18 protein-coding genes and 3 pseudogenes are annotated in these 20,633 nt (G+C 39.4%); 7 read left to right on the top strand and 14 right to left on the bottom strand.

All coding sequences use genetic code 11. The features are described from left to right. The 5 genes and pseudogenes from ACYUCW_RS15965 to ACYUCW_RS15945 form a co-directional block, all read right to left on the bottom strand. Positions 1-625, bottom strand: a pseudogene (locus ACYUCW_RS15965) (DMT family transporter); the annotation flags it as partial. Between the two features lie 2 nt (positions 626-627). After that, on the bottom strand, positions 628-2,277 hold the full coding sequence (locus ACYUCW_RS15960) for a Na+/H+ antiporter (RefSeq protein WP_460409011.1): 1,650 nt from the start codon (positions 2,275-2,277) through the stop codon (positions 628-630). A 357-nt stretch (positions 2,278-2,634) separates the two neighbouring features. Then, positions 2,635-3,138 (bottom strand): GNAT family N-acetyltransferase, encoded by a 504-nt coding sequence (locus ACYUCW_RS15955; RefSeq protein WP_004246135.1) that lies wholly within the window; start codon positions 3,136-3,138, stop codon positions 2,635-2,637. A 127-nt stretch (positions 3,139-3,265) separates the two neighbouring features. Continuing rightward, entirely contained in the window at positions 3,266-4,612 is a 1,347-nt protein-coding gene (locus tag ACYUCW_RS15950; protein WP_004246136.1) for an NCS2 family permease, read from the bottom strand. A 770-nt stretch (positions 4,613-5,382) separates the two neighbouring features. Then, positions 5,383-6,570 carry an MFS transporter gene (locus ACYUCW_RS15945; RefSeq protein ID WP_004249536.1) on the bottom strand — a complete coding sequence of 396 codons (1,188 nt, stop codon included), beginning with the start codon at positions 6,568-6,570 and terminating at the stop codon, positions 5,383-5,385. A gap of 238 nt (positions 6,571-6,808) precedes the next feature. On the opposite strand from ACYUCW_RS15945, the gene ACYUCW_RS15940 reads away from it, so the two are divergent. Together ACYUCW_RS15940 and ACYUCW_RS15935 are read left to right on the top strand one after the other, a co-directional pair. Further along, positions 6,809-7,387, top strand: coding sequence for a helix-turn-helix domain-containing protein (locus ACYUCW_RS15940; protein WP_004246138.1), 579 nt, complete (start codon positions 6,809-6,811; stop codon positions 7,385-7,387). A 76-nt stretch (positions 7,388-7,463) separates the two neighbouring features. Further along, on the top strand, positions 7,464-8,360 hold the full coding sequence (locus ACYUCW_RS15935) for a cation diffusion facilitator family transporter (protein ID WP_004249537.1): 897 nt from the start codon (positions 7,464-7,466) through the stop codon (positions 8,358-8,360). A 50-nt stretch (positions 8,361-8,410) separates the two neighbouring features. Here the strand turns inward: ACYUCW_RS15935 and ilvN are convergent, their stop codons facing one another. Next, on the bottom strand, positions 8,411-8,695 hold the full coding sequence (gene ilvN / locus ACYUCW_RS15930; protein ID WP_004246140.1) for an acetolactate synthase small subunit: 285 nt from the start codon (positions 8,693-8,695) through the stop codon (positions 8,411-8,413). A 3-nt stretch (positions 8,696-8,698) separates the two neighbouring features. After that, complete coding sequence (ilvB, locus tag ACYUCW_RS15925; protein ID WP_460409010.1) at positions 8,699-10,393, bottom strand: acetolactate synthase large subunit; 1,695 nt, start codon at positions 10,391-10,393, stop codon at positions 8,699-8,701. Positions 10,394-10,483: 90 nt separating this feature from the next. Between ilvB and ACYUCW_RS15920 the strand changes: the two genes are divergently transcribed. Then, a complete protein-coding gene (locus ACYUCW_RS15920) occupies positions 10,484-10,651 on the top strand; it encodes a hypothetical protein (protein ID WP_422662103.1) in 168 nt (55 codons plus the stop codon). Positions 10,652-10,833: 182 nt separating this feature from the next. Here ACYUCW_RS15920 and ACYUCW_RS15915 read toward each other — a convergent pair. The 6 genes and pseudogenes from ACYUCW_RS15915 to rbsK all read right to left on the bottom strand — a co-directional run bounded on the left by ACYUCW_RS15915 (position 10,834) and on the right by rbsK (position 15,951). Beyond that, positions 10,834-11,614, bottom strand: a pseudogene (locus ACYUCW_RS15915) (sulfite exporter TauE/SafE family protein). After that, on the bottom strand, positions 11,614-12,465 hold the full coding sequence (locus ACYUCW_RS15910; RefSeq protein WP_004246144.1) for a MurR/RpiR family transcriptional regulator: 852 nt from the start codon (positions 12,463-12,465) through the stop codon (positions 11,614-11,616). Before ACYUCW_RS15910 ends, ACYUCW_RS15915 begins: the two are co-directional and overlap by 1 nt. A gap of 31 nt (positions 12,466-12,496) precedes the next feature. Further along, on the bottom strand, positions 12,497-13,438 hold the full coding sequence (locus ACYUCW_RS15905) for a PTS transporter subunit EIIC (RefSeq protein ID WP_460409007.1): 942 nt from the start codon (positions 13,436-13,438) through the stop codon (positions 12,497-12,499). Between the two features lie 17 nt (positions 13,439-13,455). Beyond that, the gene (locus ACYUCW_RS15900; RefSeq protein WP_460409006.1) at positions 13,456-13,860 is read right to left on the bottom strand and encodes a PTS transporter subunit EIIB; all 405 of its coding nucleotides are present in this window, start codon (positions 13,858-13,860) and stop codon (positions 13,456-13,458) included. A 39-nt stretch (positions 13,861-13,899) separates the two neighbouring features. Beyond that, positions 13,900-14,814 carry an N-acetylmuramic acid 6-phosphate etherase gene (gene murQ / locus ACYUCW_RS15895; RefSeq protein WP_004249544.1) on the bottom strand — a complete coding sequence of 305 codons (915 nt, stop codon included), beginning with the start codon at positions 14,812-14,814 and terminating at the stop codon, positions 13,900-13,902. Positions 14,815-15,030: 216 nt separating this feature from the next. Next, positions 15,031-15,951 (bottom strand): ribokinase, encoded by a 921-nt coding sequence (gene rbsK / locus ACYUCW_RS15890; protein ID WP_004249546.1) that lies wholly within the window; start codon positions 15,949-15,951, stop codon positions 15,031-15,033. A 179-nt stretch (positions 15,952-16,130) separates the two neighbouring features. Between rbsK and deoC the strand changes: the two genes are divergently transcribed. From deoC to prfH, 4 genes and pseudogenes are all read left to right on the top strand, one after another. After that, positions 16,131-16,799, top strand: a complete 669-nt coding sequence (deoC, locus tag ACYUCW_RS15885) for a deoxyribose-phosphate aldolase (RefSeq protein WP_004246148.1) — start codon at positions 16,131-16,133, stop codon at positions 16,797-16,799. A 55-nt stretch (positions 16,800-16,854) separates the two neighbouring features. Continuing rightward, entirely contained in the window at positions 16,855-17,631 is a 777-nt protein-coding gene (locus tag ACYUCW_RS15880) for a DeoR family transcriptional regulator (protein WP_004246149.1), read from the top strand. 266 nt (positions 17,632-17,897) lie between these two features. Further along, positions 17,898-19,033: pseudogene (locus tag ACYUCW_RS15875) on the top strand (RNA ligase RtcB family protein). Then, complete coding sequence (gene prfH / locus ACYUCW_RS15870; RefSeq protein ID WP_004249548.1) at positions 19,033-19,644, top strand: peptide chain release factor H; 612 nt, start codon at positions 19,033-19,035, stop codon at positions 19,642-19,644. Before ACYUCW_RS15875 ends, prfH begins: the two are co-directional and overlap by 1 nt. A gap of 474 nt (positions 19,645-20,118) precedes the next feature. On the opposite strand, the gene ACYUCW_RS15865 is transcribed toward prfH, so the two are convergent. Then, positions 20,119-20,376: a helix-turn-helix domain-containing protein gene (locus ACYUCW_RS15865; protein ID WP_012368780.1), complete on the bottom strand. Its 258-nt coding sequence runs from the start codon at positions 20,374-20,376 to the stop codon at positions 20,119-20,121. Between the last annotated feature and the right edge of the window lie 257 nt (positions 20,377-20,633).

The following is a 20,633-nucleotide window of genomic DNA, read 5'->3' as shown; positions in this document are numbered from 1 at the left end:
CAAAGCAATACCCCCCACTGTAACGATGTGGTTGGCATTTTTTGCCAATCGGCAAAACATAACGAGCCGACTAACACAACCACCACCGCCCGATATAAAACCAAGAGAATGCGTGATGTTGAGGAAGTGGATGCATTTCCATTAATCGTTTATAGCCTACCTGTCCTATGGCGAAGAAAATATTGGCTAACTGAACCAATAATAATCCCAGCCAGAAGTCATCACTAAGATGATCATAACGAATAATGGCCGCCCCTAATACCGCCAGTAGTGCGCTAAAGGCATAGCCCCAACGTAAACGTTGTCTTTCAAGTAGATCATAAATTAAGGTGACATAAAGTGGTGTTAATACAGTAAAGAGTAAAAACTCAGCTACGGTTAAATAGTTATAAGCGTGGAACACAAACAGGTACATAATACCCAATTGGCATGCGCCTACTCCCATATACAATAAAATCACTTTAAGGCGAATGCCTTTCCAACGTAGGAAAGGCAAAAAGACGATGGCAGCTAACACCACTCTAATCAATACTGAGATCCAACTATCAACCTGACCTGCGAGATATTCACCAATCAGACTAAAAGAAGCCGCCCATAACAACGTTGTAATAACCAGTAGCCACATAATTAACTGTCTTTCTCAACTAACAGCGCTTCCATTAAATCTAATTCATGAAGCAAAAGTTGTAGTGTTTCGTTACTAATTTTACGCGTTGCACGTAAGTGATAAAGCTCACCACGCTCTGCACGCAATGCCGTTAGGCGAAAACGTCTTTCCAGATCTTCCACCAACATATTGTGCATCATCTCGTCCTGATCCGCGGTACGTCGTCTTAAATAACCGGCAACTCGAGAAGCTACTTCATTAATTTCTTCCGCATCAAGTTGCTCTTCTGCACTTGCAGCTAAACGCTCTTCCATCTTATTGAGGCTAACAATAGCGACTTCTGCCATGACTTTCTTGGCATAACGTACTTCATTTTTATCCGCTTCTTTATCGGTAGCTTTAATCCCTTTTAGTAAGAAAGGTAATGAAATAATACCGACCAAAATGGATAACAGGATCACCCCTGCCGCAATAAAGATTATCTGATAGCGCCCAGGGAAAGTACTGCCATCAGTTAAAAATAGCGGTATAGAGAGCGCACCGGCTAAGGTGATAGCACCACGTACCCCAGCAAAAGAAGATAGCCATAATTCTCTCGTCGTATAAGTGGCAAAATCAAGGGGATGCTTTTTCATAAAGAGATGGCTGATTTTCTTCATTAGCCATAACCATGTAAAACGTAAAATCAGTAACGCAAAATAGATAACAAAGACGGCGGCAAACAGCATCCATACTTCAACTTCAGGATCAAGATCAGCTTGAATAACCGAGCTTGTCCAAATAACAGGAAGCTGTAAACCCAGCATAATAAAGACCAGTCCGTTAAAGACAAACTCTAACATTGACCAGACACTATCTGCACGCAAGCGCATCGCCAATGGTGCATTGCGGATCACACCTGATTTACTGATAGTCATACCTGCGGCCACGGCAGCAAGGATCCCGGAAAAGCCAATATGTTCAGCAATCAAATAAGAAGCAAAAGGCAACAGCAACATAAAGACAATTTGAGTGGCAGGATCATCACCACTCCAACGGCTCATCAATCGCAGAGATTTACTATAGACTAACGTTACCGCAATACCCGCTAATAAACCGCCTATTGCCACTTTAAAAAACTCAAAGGTTGCGCCACCCACGGTAAATATCATCGTGCCCATAGCCACAGCAACGGCAAATTTTAGCGCCACCAGACCCGAAGCATCATTCATTAAGGCTTCGCCTTCTAAAACCCCCATGATCCGCTTCGGTATTCGCCCCTTACCGACAATGGAGGATAATGCCACCGCATCAGTTGGCGAGAGAACAGCGGCGAGCGCAAAAGCAGAAATAAGTGGAATACTAGGCATTATCCAGTAAATAAGGTAACCAATACCTACTACTGTCACCATCACCAAAACCAGCACAAGGATAAAGATCTCTCGACCATTTTGGATAAATTCACGTGTGGGGGTTTTCCATCCATCAACAAAAAGTAAAGGAGGGATCAGTAAAACTAAGAAGAGTTCAGGATCAAAGGTGACATGTAAACCAAACTGAGGCCAAGCCAAAAGTGCCCCGATCACAATCTGGATTAATGGTAATGGAATGCGAAAAGGAATAACTTTGGTAATGACGCCTGAAACAGAAACTACCAATATTAAAATTAAAATAGTAAAGAAAATTTCCATGCTACCCTTACATGCTTATTTTTATCTAAGAATCTGCCATCTTTCCTGATATGAAAAGAACCCTTGCTGAATGATAAAGAAACGCATCATAAAAGTTTATCTACCATGCCTATCTTTACCTTTCCTATTTTAAACTGAACCCACATCGACTAATGAAGAATGATATAAAATTAAGATTAATCGTATCTTACAAAAAAGCTAACATATTAATGCATAGTGTTATCTATTAACGGCATCAGAAAGAGAAAAAGTATGCTGTTATTGCTGTTTTCTGTTCTAGTCATACTCTTAAGAGGATCAAAAAGTAAAATAGGCTCTATCATTGAAAAATGAAAACAGCGTCAAGCCCCCACAGAGTTATTCGATATTTTTTAGCTGAGCCATCATCACAACATCACAATATTTACCTTCTCTGAAGGCTGCATTACGACGAATGCCTTCCACTTCAAAACCTAATTTTTTATACAAATGAAGGCCTCTTTCATTATCAGCATAAACTTCTAGCTCGATACGTGTTGCAGCCAACCAATTAAAAGCATAATCAATTGCCGTATTAATGAGTGCTTTACCTATACCTTTTCCTGAAAACTCAGCACCAACACCAATACCAAAGCTGACGATATGACGACGACGAGGATGATTGTCGATGATCAACGCTAAATGACCTGCGATTTGACCGTCAAAAGAAGCAACAAAATGTGGAATATTTTGTTCAGAAAATTCAATTAGCCTTTTTTTCCACATAGTGACTGATGGATAAGGGAACTGACAAGTACAAATATATAAGTCTGGATGTGTATACAATTGCTGTATTGCTATAGCATCTTCAGGCTCACCATGTCGTATTTCTATCTGATGCATTTATTTTACCAAAAAATTAACAATGAGTCTTAACCTCGACAATAGCGAATAAAACTAGATAAATAAATAGCAAAAAAGCGGAATAAAAATATATTCCGCTTTTTATGTTTAAACCTGATGATTTTAATTAAATTGCCCAGTGTCCGGCATAAAATGCCACTAAAGCAATAGCAATTAGAACTGTACCAATATTAAGTTTACGCCACTCACCGGCAAAAATACGGCCAATCACTAAACAGCCAAAACCCAACATAATGCCTGTAACAATATTACACGTTAATACGATAAATACCGCGCACACCATACCTGACATCGCATCGACAAAATCACTAAAATCTAACTTAGTGACATTACCTAACATCAATAAACCCACATACATTAATGCAGGCGCTGTCGCATAGGGGGGAACTAAATAAGATAGTGGTGATAAAAAGAGGATCAATAAAAAGAGAATACCGACCACAGTTGCGGTGAGCCCTGTTTTACCACCAGCTGCAGTACCCGCTGCGGACTCAACATATACTGCTGCAGGTGCTGCACCAATTGCCCCAGCAAATATACTGCTCACGGAATCAGAAGTTAACGCTTTACCACCATTGATAATTTGTCCTCGTTTATCAAGTAAATTAGCTTGTCCCGCCACTGCGCGAATGGTTCCTGTCGCATCAAAAATAGCCGTCATCACTAAAGCTAATACACTAGGTAAAACAAGTGGTTGTAATGCGCCTTTAATATCCATGGCAAATAATAGTGCAAGGCCCTCTTCGCCTAATTGTGGCATTTTAAAGAACCCTTGGTATTTCACGTTAGGATCAAAAATCAATCCAATAATCGAAATCGCAATAATGACTAATAACACACCACCGGGAACTTTACGTTTTTCTAGACCAAAAATAGCAGCAAGACCGGCCAATGACATTAATACTGAAAAAGAAGTAAATTCTCCCATCGCAACAGGTAATCCGGCTAATGGATTTTTCACCACCAACCCAACACTATTGGCTGCGATCAAAAGTAAAAATAGCCCGATACCAATACCGGCGCCATGAGCGATACCAATCGGAATATTTTTTAAGATCCACGTTCTGATCCCTGTTAAAGAAAATAGGGTAAATAGGCACCCCATCAAAAACACCGCCCCCAAAGCAACAGGTACAGAGATATGTTGACCAAGTACCAAACTAAAGGCGGTAAATGCCGTTAATGAAATGGCACAACCAATCGCCATAGGTAGATTTGCCCACAATCCCATTAACAGAGAACCAAATCCTGCCACTAAACAGGTTGCGATAAATACCGCCGTGTGGGGGAACCCCGCTTGCCCTAGCATACTGGGTACGACAATAACGGAATAGACCATCGCCAAAAAGGTTGTTAAACCAGCGATCATCTCTTTACGAACCGTAGTGCCCCGGGCGGTAAGCTTAAAATAATTATCCAGTTTACCTGTGGTTGCTGATTGATTAGCAGACATTACATTCCTCTGACATAAAAAACAGTTCACCCTCCCCAACGAAAACGATTACGTCTAAAATTATTATCATCTCTAATGGTAAAAAAACTATCAGAGGAGTGAAAAAGCAAACGTTTGTTTATTAATGTGGATAGAGTGAGAGAATTTGACGCAAACGATTATCTGGTGCTTTTAGGGTAAGAATCAAGAAAAAAAATACTTTTTTAGCAAAAATGTCATAAAAAGACATTCTAGTGTTCGCAGAAAAAAGAAAAGAGGAGAATAGTGATATATTTCTCCTCTGGTTAAACTGTTTTAGCAACGCAATCACCCTAAAAGGTGAAGCGTACTTATAATCAACTGTTTTTATTAATATCATTGATGTTTATATTAATAATGCTTGGTTTGATACTATAAATATTAATTAAATATTTCTTATGTTTTTATCATTTTTGAACTTACTGTTTTAACAGCATCTTCCCTTGTTTGGCGATAATATTGACTCAGTATTCATCACACTCTGATTGAAAAACATACACCTCCTTGAGATAAAACTAGATGAAAATAGTGCCATTTGGCAAATCTTTCTTATTTCATTTTATTATTTCTGGATTATTCTTAATAAATCACCAATAAAAACCTTTGAATAGTATGTATCGCATTGATTATTAAAATAAAGATAATAAAAGAAAAAATAATTGAATGGGTGATAAAACAGCAGGAAATTATTGTCTAATTTAATGAAAATAGCGCCCTCTTTTACCTACAATAAGGTAAAAAAGAGCATGCAATTATGATGTATGACGATTTAGAGTGTCGACATGCAAGTTAAAGCGATCCATCGTCGAAATTAAAAATAATCCCGTCATAACCACCAATAAAAAAGGTAACGCAGATGGAGAGATTTCAGACATAGCACCGGCTAAAATGGGACCAGAAAGATTACCAATGCCCCATAACATCGCCGCTGAAGCATTTGCTATCATTAGATCATTTCCTGAAAAGTATTGCCCAATTTGTACCAATGCGATGGTATAAATGGCTCCCGCCGTTGCACCAAGCACTAATAATAGTGGCCAAATAACTAAAGTATGTGGCATAGCAATGGGCAATAATAAGCTTGCTAATAATGTAATGACACCACAAATTCGGTATAGCCGTGTTCTATTCATATGATCAGCAAGCCAACCAAATGGCATTTGCATTATGGCATCTCCCGCCAAAATAGCACTGATCATCATCGCAGCAATCGCTTCACTATGACCAACACTTAGCCCATAAATAGGGAACATAGACAACACTGTGCCATCAAAAAATGCAAAAAAGATAATGCCACCACATATCGCAGGCGCCACTTTAATAAAACGAAGAATAGAAAAGTGCGACTCTTCTGAGTCTTTAGCTAATTTATCGCCCACTTTCTGATCCATCATTAAAAATAGCACGATAGAGATAATATGAAGCAGTACGCTGATTAAGATCGGCGTTTTATCAGCAACGCCATATAACGCAATAATTGAAGGGCCTAGCAACTGGCTGATAGTAAACACGGTCGTATAAATCGCTAAAATACGACCTCGCTTGTTATCCGGTACAAGTTCATTGATCCATGTCTCCCCCAAACAGATCATCACACCACTGGCAATCCCGGTGATTAGTCGTAATGGGAACAGGAATTCTAATGGCAAACTCCCCATTAAAGGCAATAGACTAATGGCTGATATAATCGTTGCTAATAACATCGCTAAACGTTTACCAAACCATTGCACAATATAGCGTGCAAAGGGTGAGATGATTAACATTCCCATTGCAGGTGCGGCTGAAATCAGACCAATAATAGATTCACTGATCCCCGCCAAGTTTAGCCGTAAAGCCACCATCGGAATAGTTAATCCAATAACAATCCCTATCACCGCAATACTGACTGTAATAGTAGTAATAGCAAAAAGCTCGGACTGACGATAATTTTGTTGCAACATATTATTTTGTTTCTACACGCTGTAGAAACCTCATCATAGTGAATATTGAATGAATGGAAAATATTGCCTTATTATAGGGGATAAGAAATAGATAAACATGCTTTAAAATATCGCCTGATACGCGCACCCTGTTCACAAAATATTGTCTAAATAGTCTGTGCTTTTCCCGTCTGTGAAGAATTGATGTTATCATCTACAGGAAATTATACTTTTAAACTGACAATATTTTGAATTGGCAATGAACCCACAATCACCGAAAAAGACAAACGAATACCTTGGTAATAAGGTTAAGCAGTTAAGACAATCTCGAAACTTGTCACTTAATGAGTTATCAAGAAAATCAGGCATATCTAAAGCGGCATTGTCCAAATTAGAGTCTGGCGATTCTAATCCTCGCATCGATACCTTAGAAGCTATCGCGATAGCCCTTGGATTTCCATTAGGTGATTTATTTAGTTTTACCCGCGAAGAATATCCTCGCTTAGAGCGACATAAGCCTATCGTTGGCGACTATGCACAAGAATTTAAATTCCGTATTGGCATCGGCAATATTACTGAAATTTGGCATATTGAGATGAAGCACGGGGCAATTATTAATAGCCCAGCCCATGCCGACGGCACCCAAGAGCATATTATGGTCTATTCTGGCAAACTGATGATGCGTTTTGCTAACGATGAAACCGTATTATTAGAAACCGGCGATTTTTACGCCTTTCATGGTAATGCGCCACACTCTTATATTTGTGTGGAAGGCCATATGCGTGCATCAGTTATCATGTCTAGCCCCAATCAACAACACTATCATCATCGTCCTTAAGACAAATACCCATTATATTTCACCGCCATTTAAACTATTATTCTAAGTATTATTAATAATGGCGGGGATAAATAGCATGGGTGCAGGCCACGAGCACGGTGATGTCAAAGCGCTACCTGAATCACGTCTGTTAATTGCTTTTGCATTAACAGGCTCTTTTATGGTGATTGAGTTTATTGGTGGCTACTTAACAGAAAGTTTAGCCTTGATTTCTGATGCAATGCATATGATGACAGATGCATTTGCACTCTTACTTGCTCTTATCGCGATCCACGCAGGTAGAAAAGCAGCAGATCTATTCAGAACTTATGGCTATGCTCGTTTTGAAATATTGGCTGCTGCGATGAATGCACTGATCTTAATGGCGGTGGCTTTTTATATTCTTTATGAGGCTTATCAACGACTCTCTTCCCCTCCTGACATTCAGTCTATGGGTATGCTTGTTGTGGCAATCGCCGGGCTTATCATTAATTTTATCTCAATGAAAATGCTCACCAGTGCAAAAGATGAAAGCTTAAACGTTAAAGGGGCTTATCTTGAAGTGTGGGCGGATATGTTAGGCTCAGTGGGCGTCATTATTGGAGCAGTAATTATTTGGCTAACCGGTTGGCAATTAGTTGATTCAATTATTGCGGTATTAATCGGCTTTATGGTCTTTCCGCGCACGTGGATCTTATTAAAAGAGTGCCTGAATATTTTATTAGAAGGCGTGCCTAAAGGCATTAATTTAACTGAGGTAACAGACACCATTAATAATACCGCAGGGGTGGCTAGCTCCCATGATTTGCATTTATGGGCACTGACGCAAAGCAAGTTGATCCTCAGTGGTCATATTGTCTATCAACCCAATGTAGATAGTGAAACATTACGACTTGCTATTGATAAGCAACTACGTGAACAATTTCATATCAATCATATTACCTTACAGATGGAAAGCGAGGATAAACAACATCTGGAAGATAATCATCATTAAATATTCAGGTTCTGGCTCTCTCGTGCCTAAAAAGAGCCAGAACAGTGCAATTAATTTAAATAACTTTCCATCTGTTCAAAAACGCGCAGATCATCACTAAAACGCACTTCTTTTACGTCCTCAAGTTTTTCCACTTGACTCACCATCTGCATTAAACGCTCATCTTTTTGTACTAATAACCAAATACGACTTTTATCGCTGTTTTTCATTGGTAAACATAAAATACCATCGACGTTAAATGCACGACGCGCAAATAGCCCACAAATATGGGTCATCACACCGGGATGGTTACGAACAATAAGTTCTAGTGCGATAGGTTGTGATTGTAGTGACATAAATTAAGCTCCTATCATCTCGATATTTGCCGCCCCCGGCGGAACCATTGGAAATACTTTTTCGTTAATATCAATCATGGCATGAATTAAACAAGGCCCAGGTTTAGCAATTGCCGCTTGTAACGCTGCCTGAGGATCTGCTTCTTGATTTAAATCACAAGTATCCAACCCAAATCCTTGAGCAATACGAATAAAATCCGTTTGATAAGGGTAGGCTGCGGCATAAATACGCTCATCAAAAAAGAGTGTTTGTTGTTGGTGTACTAACCCTAATGCTTGATTATTTATCAAAATAATCTTTACATCTAACTGATGCTCAGCGGCTGTTGCTAACTCCTGAATATTCATCATGATGCTACCATCCCCTGAAAAACAGAGGATCTTTTTATTTGGCTCTGCCAATGCGGCCCCTATCGCTGCCGGCAACCCAAATCCCATCGTCCCCAAGCCTCCTGATGTTAACCATTGGCGCGGTCGATTCAGTGGATAAGCTTGAGCAACCCACATCTGATGCTGCCCTACATCGGTGGTAATAATCGCTTCATCATCAACACAATTTGCCGCAGCAAGTACGATGCCGTAACCGCTAAGAATATTGTGTGAGTTTTTCATTTCTAAGGGATATTCTTGTTTTAAGGTATTAACTCTATCTATCCATTCGTTGCGCTGATTAATATTAATTAAAGGTAATAACAGCGACAGCACCGCTTTAGCATCTGCATGAATGGCAATATCAGGACGTTTGATCTTACTTATCTCTGCCCTATCAATATCAACATGGATGATCTTCGCATTGGGGCAAAACTTTTCTGCTTTACCAATTGCCCTATCATCAAATCGCGCCCCCAATACGATCAGCAGATCGGCTTCTTCTAAAATAAAGTTGGTACTCCGTGCCGCATGCATACCTAACACCCCTAAATATAGCGGGTGCGTTGGTGGCATTAAACCTAATCCCATTAACGTCATCGTGGTGGGTAAGCTATTTTTCTCTGCCAACTCAATCGCTTCTTTACACGCTTCAGAGCTAATAATACCGCCCCCTAAATAAAGCACAGGATTTTTCGCTTGGTTAATCATTTGCGCGGCTTGGATCACCAAATCGGTATTAAAGGCTGGAGCTGCATCTTTTTGTGGTATCGGTGGCAATTGATCTAAGGTGATAGTCGCTTGTTGAATATCTTTAGGTACATCAACCCATACAGGTCCAGGGCGACCTGACATTGCCAAACGAAACGCATCACAGATAATTTCCGGCAACTGTGCGATATCGCGGACTAAATAGTTGTGTTTGGTAATAGGAATAGACATCCCATAGGTATCAACTTCTTGAAACGCATCAGTCCCAATCATGGCAGAAGAGACTTGCCCCGTAATGCAAACCAAAGGAATTGAGTCTAATTTTGCATCAGCAATGGCTGTAACTAAGTTTGTCGCCCCCGGTCCACTTGAGGCAATACACACCGCAGGCTGACCATTTGCTCTAGCCATACCTTGGGCAATAAAACCCGCCCCTTGTTCATGACGTGTCAAAATATGGCGAATAGACTGACTTTGGCTTAATGCATCATACAAAGGAAGAGCGGCTCCGCCGGGGATCCCCGCAACCGTAGTGATACCTTGCCGTTCCAGTAAATAAACAATTAATTGCGCACCAGTGAAGGTTTTTCCTGTGGCATTATCTTGTTGAGCACCCATTGTTCTGTGTCCTTTTTACTAAGCCGGACTTTATGGGCGGTAGATATGAAAAACCCCGCCCGGTTAATACGCCGGCGGGGTTGCGAAACTGTGTTGATTCGGACCCGTTACGGCGCTTTGCCGACGACCACCACCACACGCACAACAACCACAGCCGCGATGTGCGCTGTTAGTCGTAGAGTTTGTAGTAGAGTAGTGATGATCATGGGTTACCTATCAATTAATGTAATGATGTGTTTGTCTGTTATCTGTATCTAAAAAAACATAACTTCTATAAATTAACAACCTTTTTTTTCAGTTTATTTTTTATCACCGCTCAAAACGAGAGCTAGATCACTTGTTAATCCAAGTAGTAACTCCGTGTTGTAACAGCATAAAAACCAGAAAAAAACACCAACCAAGAATAAAGAATCGACGCAATGCCATAGTATGGCTATCAGTTAAAACAATCTCGCCAACATCATGAAAGCGCTGCATAAAATTAAAAACAACGTTGCATACTGAAATACCCTATCCGGCATTTTAATTAATAGCCATTTTGATAGAGGAATAGAAATCAAAGAGCCAAGAAACAGCAACAATGCTAAATGAATATCGGTATGACCATCTTGCATATAAGCCAATGCAGAAGAGCCTGATAATAGGGTGGTTGTAAAAATCGAAGTACCTATCGCTTGTTTTATCGATAGATTGGCGTAACGCAATAATAAAGGTAACACCACCGCCTACCCCTGTGGCACCTAAAACAACACCTGCTGCAATCGCCGGCAATAACAGTGCCTTAATATTAAGAGGTGCTAATGGGGTTATCTGTTTAGCTATCACAGGTGAAGAGAAAAACATTCTTTGAATAAATAAAAAGAGAGAAAAAATAATGGCAGCAACCACCAACGCATTAATCCCCCACTCAACTTGCTGCTGATATTGCGCTAATGAACCTAAATAATTGACGAGTAAACTCGCTAAAAAAGTACTTGGCAACATAATGGCAAGGACTATCATGGCTCGTTTAAAGGGAATATTCCCCAAACGGAAATGCATATATGAGGATGTCACTTTCATCAACATTGAAAGTAAATTTGCGGTTGCCACCGCCATTAATGCATTCATACCAAAGAAATACGTTAATATAGGTAAAACAATAACACCACCACCTACCCCCGTTGTGCTAATAATTAAGCCAATCGCCGCACCAACAGCTAATATGGTGATAAATAACATTATTGATTTCCTTGCATTACAGCTTGTCGCCCTTTTAATAGCGCTTTTTCCGCTGAGCCTTTTGCCAGTGTCATATATTTAAAAAACAGCACATCAAAAGCGACCATTTGCAATACTTGCGGTGTGATCACCCCCAATTGTGAATGTTGCTCATCATAAAAATAAGGTAATGTGTAATTCGCTAAGCGCGTAGCTTCATCTTGCCCAAAACGTGTTAAAGCCACTGTGATACAGCCTTCTTGTTTTGCCGCTTTCAGCATTCGATTAATATCCGCAGTATTGCCTCTTGCAGTAACAGCAATCGCCAAATCATCCGCGGATAAATTCGCTGAATAAGCAAGTTGCGCATGGAGATCTGCACTAAATAAGGTGTTTTTATTCACTCGGATCAGTTTATGGAAGATATCGCTCGCAACGATCGCAGATGCGCCCACACCAAATAAAACGATCCGTTTAGCGCTGATCATTTTCTCAGCGAGTAGATCTATCGTCGCTGCATCCAGTAACGCTATCGAATCCTGAATGGCAGTAGTAAATAGATGTCCTGTTTTAGCAATAATCTGCTCAGTCGAGTCTGTTTTGGCTAAATTGGCATAAAGAATATCACTACTGCTTTTTTGTTGTTTTTCCTCTGAGAGATAATCAATTTTAAATTCAGGATAACCGCCATACCCCATTTGGCGGGAAAAACGGATAACAGAAGCACTACTGACACCGGCTTTTTGTGCCAATTCTGCGGCATTCATACTGGCAATATTATCGCTATTTTCTAATAAATAGTGGGCGAGACGTTGCTCTGTCCCTTTGCCTTGTAAGCGCAAATTTTCAAGTTTCTTAGTCAGTGTTGACATTCTATTATCCTTTTTCTTTTCTTCTTCTGACTTATTTTTCTGGATCGGTAAATCCGATTAATATACTGGCAATAAAACCGACAACCCAAGCCCCCAATACTGCGATAAGGAATTTGATGATCTGCCCATCCCCCACCAGTGGAATTAATGATAACCCAGCAGTACCAAATGGAATAATGATCCCAACCTGAAAATAAGCCATTAATGCACCACCCGCAGCCCCGCCAATACAACCTGCAATAAAGGGCTTACCTAAAGGTAAAGAGACACCAAATAATAAAGGCTCACCCACGCCGAAAATGCCGACAGGCAACGCACCCATTAACGTTTTCTTTAAGCGTTGGTTTTTAGTACGTAAATAAACCCAGAAACAAGAGCCTACTTGCCCCATTCCGCCCATTGCTAAAATAGGGAATAGGTAATTTAACCCAAAGGTATTTAAAATTTCAGTGTGGATCGGTATTAAACCTTGGTGTAGGCCGGTTAGTAATAAGAATAAGAAACTACCCCCTAACGCTGCACCTGTAACAACCGCACCGCCACCATGATTTAATAGTGATAAGGAGACGCCTTGCGCTAATAGTTGATTCAGATAATGACCAATAGGTTGGAATACCATAATCGCCACTAACGCAGAAACTAAAATAGTAACAAAGGGGGTTAAAATAAGATCAAGACTCTCTTTTACAATGCTGCGAAACCATAGCTCTAATTTTGAAGAGAATACCACCACCATTAAGACCGCGAAGATCCCACCACTATTAGGCTGTAATTTCTCACCAAATAATGTGATATCAGCCAGTCCCGGCATGGCTAATAATCCCGCCATAACAGCACCTATGGAGGTTGAAGCCCCTAACTCTTTAGCCGTATTTATACCTATCATAATAGAGAGATAAGCAAATACGGTGCTTCCGATCAGTTTAAATAGCTTAAAGAGTTCAGGAAACTGATCAACTAAGCCGGGTGCCACTAAACGAATAATATTAATTAGCCCATAATTAAACCACAGCCAATTAATGCTGGGATAGTAGGAACAAAAATAGCCGCCAACGTATTTAGCATACGGCGTATGGAAAACCCTTTTTTCACTGGTGTTGACGCAGGGGTTTCTTCGCTATTATCTGTGTTTTTTTGCATACGTTTATTCATGATTGAATAAACTTTGGCGGCCGTCCCCATTCCTACTATGACTTGATGTTGCTCGCCATTAAATACCACGCCTTTGACACCTTCGACTTGTTTTAATGCTTCGGTATTAAATAGCGAACTATCTTTTAAGATCAAACGAATACGGGTCATGCAATGTGTTAAGGTTGCGATATTGCTAAACCCACCAGCCTGTTTTTCTATTTCTGATGCTAAGGTGTCGAGATGTTCTATTTTATTAGCCATAATTGTGCCTGCTAGAGTTCAGAGGATTGACTGATATTGTTATTCATTAAATAGGGCTAACTGTTGTTGTAAAGAGTGGTAAGGATAGCGTTGTGTCATTTGCTCAACCTTCTCTACACTCAGATGAAGCTCATACATTAAAATGGCTTTTCGCGGATGATAATTAACCATTTTTAATAACTCCGCTGCTTTTTGTGTTGTGATCCCACACACTTCACTCACAATACCTTCAGCACGTCGCTGTAATTTTTCATTACTGGCCACCACATCGACCATCAGGTTTTTATGCACCTTACCTAAACGAGTCATTACACTGGTACTTAGCATACCTAAGATCATTTTTTGAGCCGTGCCACTTTTCATTCTTGTCGAGCCTGTTAACACTTCGGCGCCGACATCTGGCGCGATGGATAAATCGGCTATTTCACTCATCATACCTTTACCGCGGGTAGTAATTGAGAGCGTTAATGCATTGATCTGCTTTGCATACTGTAATGCAGCCACTGTAAATGGCGTGCGACCACTGGCAGCGATACCAATAACGACATCGTTAGAATTTACCTCACGGCGTTGCAACTCTTCGATAGCAGCTTGTTGATTATCTTCAATATTCTCAACGGCTTGAAGCATAGCATCATGCCCACCAGCAATAATGGCTTGTACCAGTGAGGGAGAAACGCCAAAAGTAGGCGGACATTCCGCGCTATCTAATACCGCTAATCGGCCACTTGTTCCTGCGCCGACATAAAAAATGCGTCCCCCTTGACGTAGACGTTCACAAATTTTGTCTACGGCTTTCGCGATTGCGGGTAATTCTTTCTTTACGGCATAGGCCACGGTGATATCGGCACTATTAATTAACGAAACTAACGCTAAGGTACTTAGCTCAGAAAATTGTGTGGTCTCTTGGTTACTTTCATTTTGAAGACATAAACTCAATGCATCATCTTTCATTGTAATAACCTTAATGAAATAGTATTTCAATTAAAATTACATCTAATGAAATTTTAATTCAATCTTATTGATGACTATTTTGTGAACAAAATCACAATACCGTAAAAACATTCAACTAAAAACAAACTTAACGCGATGTAAAAAAGATAACTTATTGATAATAAAGCTCTCCTGATTTTAAACAGGAGAGCTGTGAGAGGTATGGCTCATTGATGGCTATTTTGCTGAGCTTAAAAATTCGCTAAATTCTTCAATACTAGGATAAGAAGATTGAGTGCCTTTTCCTGTGACACTTAAACCCGAAAACATAACCGCTTTATTTAACGCTTCTTCAATATTGCCGGTATGCACATAGTAATGAGAAAAACAGCCAATAAAAGCATCTCCAGCACCGCTGGTATCAACGGCATTAACTTCAATGGCGGGGATATATTTCTCAATTTCCCCATTCACCCATAACGCCCCTTTTTCACCTAATGTAACAATGATATTTTTAAACCCTTTTTCGAGTAAAAAGTAGGCTGCTTCTCGAATTTCATCCAACGTATTAATTGGCATACCCGTTAAAATTTCCAGCTCTGTCTCATTGGGGACAAAAAAATCACATTGTGCGGCGATAGTGAGATCTAAAGCTTTCGATGCTGGTGCAGGGTTAAACAATACAGGGATATGATGTTTATTACCGAACTCAATCGCGTGATAGACCGTTTCAAGCGGGATTTCTAATTGCAGCACAATCATACGACATTTTTTTAAACTCACCGCGGCTCTATCGATATCTTCAGCAGATAGATGCTGATTCGCGCCTTTTACGATCAAAATACTATTGGATGATTGAGAGGTAACAAAAATAGGTGCAACACCGCTGGTGGTTCCGGGCACTTTTTCAACATAACGAGTATTAATACCATAAGACTCTAAATTCATGATGGTGTTATCTGCGAAAATATCATCTCCCACTTTGGTTAACATCATCACCTTAGAATTTAATTTTGCAGCGGCAACCGCTTGATTTGCCCCTTTCCCGCCGCAACCAATCTTAAATGCTGGCGCCTCAAGGGTTTCTCCCTCTTTTGGCATCCTATCTATATAGGTGATCAAATCCACCATATTTGAACCAATCACTGCAATATCCATAGTGCCCCTCTCACCCTAATGAAAAAGTTAAAATGTTAGAATAGTTACATTTAGATAGATATATAACAATATCATGTTATTTAAATATCATTTGTGATTGTTATCCCGTTAAAAGCTCACTATTATGTTGCCAAACTAACATGAGTGATAAATAACAATCTTCTCTTAAGGAAACGATTATGCGTCCATTAGCTAATTATATCGATCATACTCTACTTGCTGCAGATACAACTGAAGCACAAATCAAACAATTATGTGCTGAAGCTGTTGAACACGGTTTCTTCTCTGTGTGTATTAACACTTCTTATATCCCTTTAGCAAGAACTTGCCTAACCGGAAGTGATGTTAAAGTATGCTGTGTTATCGACTTCCCATTTGGTGCAGGCCTAACAGCAACCAAAGCATTTGAAGCGGCAGAAGCTATTCGCCAAGGTGCTCAAGAAGTCGATATGGTTATCAACATTGGCATGTTAAAAAGTGGTCGTTTTGATTTTGTAAAACAAGATATTGCCGCGGTAAAAGCCGCTTGCGGAAATACAACACTAAAAGTTATTCTAGAAACATGCCTATTAACTGACGACGAAGTACGTTTAGTTTGTGAAATGTGTTGCGAAGTCGGTGTTGATTTTGTTAAAACATCAACTGGATACAGTACAATGGGTGCCACAGAACACCATGTCGCTTTAATGCGTCAAACTGTCGGTGACAAAATGGGCGTAAAAGCGTCAGGTGGTGTACGTGATCGCCAAACAGCCTTAAAGATGATCAAAGCGGGGGCAACACGTATTGGTGCAAGTGCCAGTGTTGCGATTGTAACAGATTCAGATGCACCAGAATCAAATTACTAATAGCCTAGCGTATCGTTATATGGGATACGCTATTCGATAATAGAAGGATCCTTAGGTGATAGAGACCAAACAGCATGAACGTTTGCGTCGCCTTAGCGAATGCATAAAACGCTCAGGCCGCATCCATCTCAAAGATGCCGCGAGGATCCTTGAAGTATCTGAAATGACCATTCGTCGTGATCTCAGTTCAGATGTTGAAAACCCCTATCCGATGTCACTGCTTGGTGGCTATATTGTCGCGTTGGCACAACCTCATAGCAACCTAATCACATCGACTAGTGATATTATCACCCCGGATCAAACCCAAGAATTACACATTCCTAATCTTGCTGCGGGCATGGTGTCTGAAGGTGATGTACTATTTTTTGATAATGGCCAACTTATTCCGACATTAATTGAGCTTATTCCTGAGAGTTTACACTTTACTGGTATTTGTTATTCGCACCGCGTTTTTCTGGCATTAAGCCGAAAGAAAAATGCGACTGTACTACTGTGTGGTGGCGAATATCGCCCTAAAAGCGACTCATTTTATAATCCCCTCCAGCCTTGTTACCTTGATAACATAAATCCGAAAAAAGCCTTTATTTCCGCAGAGGGTGTCCACCTCGATTTTGGTGTTTCTTGCTACAACATCGATGATCTTCATATGAAGAGAAAAGCGATGGATAAATCGATTCGCAAGATCTTACTCACCAAATACCACGCCTTCGATGAAACCGCCACAGGCAATATGGGCGATTTAGCGCAATTTGATGTCGTGATCACCGATAGAAAATTAACAGATGATTACGAAGCCTATTGCCGAAAAAGCTCAGTTAAAATTATTTATTAACCCAAAAGAAAAATCTCACTGTTCCCTAATTTACTTTTTTTGGTAAACAGAAAGAAAAATCACGCTACTTTTTTAATTGCTAAAGTGAAAAAAAGTGATTACTATTCGCCTGATTTATTATTTTCCATTTCACAGAACTGCAAGGAGGTATCCCATGACAACAACAAATATGAATACTCTTTGCGGACAATCTCAAAAGTAATCCTTTCTTTTTACTGTCCGCCAATCACGTTATTTTTTATCCTTTACAATATATGGATTGGAATATGGACAAGTGTGTTCATTATTTATCTGATCGCGTTTGTTATATCGCCTCAGATAAAACTTGGATTGAAAGTAAAGCAATCCAACAACTAGTAACAACCGCTCAACTTCCTGAAATGGCTTATGTCACTGGCATGCCAGACTTACATCCCGGTCGTGGTTATCCCATTGGAGCGGCTTTTTTTCTGTTAACCGTTTTTACCCTGCTTTAGTCGGTAATGACATTGGCTGTGGTATGACACTGTTTCAAACAGAATTTAACCATAGCAAACTCAATTTAGATAAAATAGAAAAAAAATTGAGCGAAATGAGTGATATCGCGCCCATCGAATGGTTGATAGATAATTTACCTGCAGATATGCAAAATCATCCATTTGCTCACTCATTAGGCTCTATTGGTGGTGGAAATCACTTTGCTGAATTCCAACAAATTGACCAAGTTATTAATCAAGCATTGTTTACAAACAGTGGTATTAATAAAAAACAATTATTGCTATTGGTGCATAGTGGTTCACGTGGTTTAGGGCAATCTATTTTACGTGCTCACACAGAGCAATTTGGCCATCAAGGATTGGTCGCGAATACAGACGCTGCCAATGACTACTTACAAGCCCATGACCATGCTCTTAATTATGCTAAGCTCAATCGCCACTTGATTGGCCATAGAATGATGGAACAAATTCATACACAAGGAACGGTTATTACTGATGTTAACCATAATCTGGTAGAGCCTTGCGAATTATATAATCAACAGGGATGGTTACATCGCAAAGGGGCGACGCCCGCCCATCACGATATTGTGGTTATTCCTGGTTCACGTAGTGATCACAGTTATCTCGTTAAACCTATTATCTCTGAATTAAGCCTCCATTCTCTACCACATGGTGCGGGTAGAAAGTGGATGCGAACTGAGTGTAAAGGCCGTTTATCACATCGATTTACGCCATTACAGCTCTCACGCACAGCACTAGGTAGCCGTATTATTTGTGCTAATAAACAATTAATTTATGAGGAAGCGCCTCAATCGTATAAATCAATTGAAACTGTTATAGAAAGTATGAGGAGTCTTGGTTTAATTGAGGTTATCGCCCGCTTAAAACCGGTTATTACTTATAAAACCAGTGGGGAGATAGCATAATGTTATTACAATTTTCTTCAGCACAAGGCCCCGAAGAATGCTGTATAGCGGTAGAAAAAACATTGAATTATTTTCTAACCGTCACAGAGCAGCGGCAAGTTGATGTGATAATTCTTGAGCAAGAGCCATCTCGTTATGGTTTAAAGTCAGTATTAGTATCGCTTAAAGGTGCAGAGGCTAAAGCTATCGCACAACAATGGTCAGGCACTGTGCAATGGCAATGTACAAGTACTTTAAGACCTAAACATAAACGCAAAAATTGGTTTATCGGTATCGCTTATTTTGACCCACCACAAGAAATCCAAGACACCGAAATTTTATTTGAAACCATGCGTGCCAATGGCCCCGGAGGACAACATGTTAATAAAACGAGTTCAGCTGTCAGAGCGACGCATATTGCAACAGGCATTAGCGTCAAGATCCAGTCTCAGCGAAGCCAACATGCTAATAAAAAATTAGCGAAACAGCTTATTGCTTGGCATCTAAATCATTATCTATCCCAACAGCAAGCTTCATTTAATAACCAGCGGCACCTAGCTCATCACCGAGTGATCCGTGGTAATGCAACTCATTGTTTTTATGGACGTGAGTTTTTACCAATAACGAAATAACTCATATAAAACTAAAGCCACGTTATTAAATCGTGGCTTAACTGACTAATAAATCTAATAATTAAACCATCACTGTGATCTTAAATAATAAAATCGGTTATACATCTTAGTAGGTAGCGAAAATAAAACGCATCAGCGATGTTAAATGCCATCAGTATAAGATAGAAAGTTATTATTAATTCACTTTAGTGACGATTAGCCATCTATCACGACTTTTAATTACTATTTCATTTAACATTAGACCTGATTTTATACTATAAAAACAAAGCTTTAACACTATAGAGTAGTAATAGAAAACATTTTAAAACGATCAAATATGCATCATCAATTATTGATTTATGACGTTCAATAAAGATATATACTTATATTTTAATATCAAAGATGCCTAGAAGTAATTTCTTATCATTACTATATTACTCAATAAACTACTACTATATGAGTATTTTTTAACAAAGCGCTATTGTGATAATATTATTAGTGATAATAATTATTTAATTGGCTATCCCTATTTTGCTGACTAACAGTTGATTTTAGTAATAAACTTTGTGGTGACACTTTCAAAATAATCGCAATACATATTAATTCATCAACGGTTATCTTAGTATAACCATTTTCTAATTTTAGATAATATTGCTCTGTCATCCCTAACTGTAATGCAATTTTCGAACTTGATATATTTAATTCTTTTCTTCTATTTTGTATTCTTTTCCCTACCACTGTATTGATCATCATATACGCCCCTCAATGACAGGTAACCCTAATGATGATTCTAGTACAAATTGATAAAAACGATCAATAAAAAGATTACGATAGCCAACAGCTATCAAAAAACAAGCATTGATCGGTAGTAACAATACTTAGATAGATATACCTATAAATGCGTTTTTTAAGTATTAAATTTTAATAATTTGCCTTAATAAAGATTATTATCTAAACAAAAGCCTAATTTACAGTTAATGTAATGTTAAAAAATTAATACTTGTATGTAT

The sequence above is a fragment of the Proteus sp. MB838 genome (genome assembly GCF_054767435.1).
This window is presented reverse-complemented; position numbering and strand designations above follow the sequence as displayed.

What these genes read in the sequence shown, in the direction of transcription:
- ilvN (WP_004246140.1), bottom strand. Translation starts at nt 8,695, where the DNA reads ATGTCACTACAATCACAACCTATCGCACTAGAACTTATTGTTCGTAAC.
- ACYUCW_RS15945 (WP_004249536.1), bottom strand. Translation starts at nt 6,570, where the DNA reads ATGTTGCAACAAAATTATCGTCAGTCCGAGCTTTTTGCTATTACTACT.
- ACYUCW_RS15950 (WP_004246136.1), bottom strand. Translation starts at nt 4,612, where the DNA reads ATGTCTGCTAATCAATCAGCAACCACAGGTAAACTGGATAATTATTTT.
- ACYUCW_RS15955 (WP_004246135.1), bottom strand. Translation starts at nt 3,138, where the DNA reads ATGCATCAGATAGAAATACGACATGGTGAGCCTGAAGATGCTATAGCA.
- ACYUCW_RS15935 (WP_004249537.1), top strand. Translation starts at nt 7,464, where the DNA reads ATGGGTGCAGGCCACGAGCACGGTGATGTCAAAGCGCTACCTGAATCA.
- ilvB (WP_460409010.1), bottom strand. Translation starts at nt 10,393, where the DNA reads ATGGGTGCTCAACAAGATAATGCCACAGGAAAAACCTTCACTGGTGCG.
- ACYUCW_RS15910 (WP_004246144.1), bottom strand. Translation starts at nt 12,465, where the DNA reads ATGTCAACACTGACTAAGAAACTTGAAAATTTGCGCTTACAAGGCAAA.
- deoC (WP_004246148.1), top strand. Translation starts at nt 16,131, where the DNA reads ATGCGTCCATTAGCTAATTATATCGATCATACTCTACTTGCTGCAGAT.
- ACYUCW_RS15865 (WP_012368780.1), bottom strand. Translation starts at nt 20,376, where the DNA reads ATGATGATCAATACAGTGGTAGGGAAAAGAATACAAAATAGAAGAAAA.
- murQ (WP_004249544.1), bottom strand. Translation starts at nt 14,814, where the DNA reads ATGAAAGATGATGCATTGAGTTTATGTCTTCAAAATGAAAGTAACCAA.
- rbsK (WP_004249546.1), bottom strand. Translation starts at nt 15,951, where the DNA reads ATGGATATTGCAGTGATTGGTTCAAATATGGTGGATTTGATCACCTAT.
- ACYUCW_RS15940 (WP_004246138.1), top strand. Translation starts at nt 6,809, where the DNA reads ATGAACCCACAATCACCGAAAAAGACAAACGAATACCTTGGTAATAAG.
- prfH (WP_004249548.1), top strand. Translation starts at nt 19,033, where the DNA reads ATGTTATTACAATTTTCTTCAGCACAAGGCCCCGAAGAATGCTGTATA.
- ACYUCW_RS15900 (WP_460409006.1), bottom strand. Translation starts at nt 13,860, where the DNA reads ATGGCTAATAAAATAGAACATCTCGACACCTTAGCATCAGAAATAGAA.
- ACYUCW_RS15960 (WP_460409011.1), bottom strand. Translation starts at nt 2,277, where the DNA reads ATGGAAATTTTCTTTACTATTTTAATTTTAATATTGGTAGTTTCTGTT.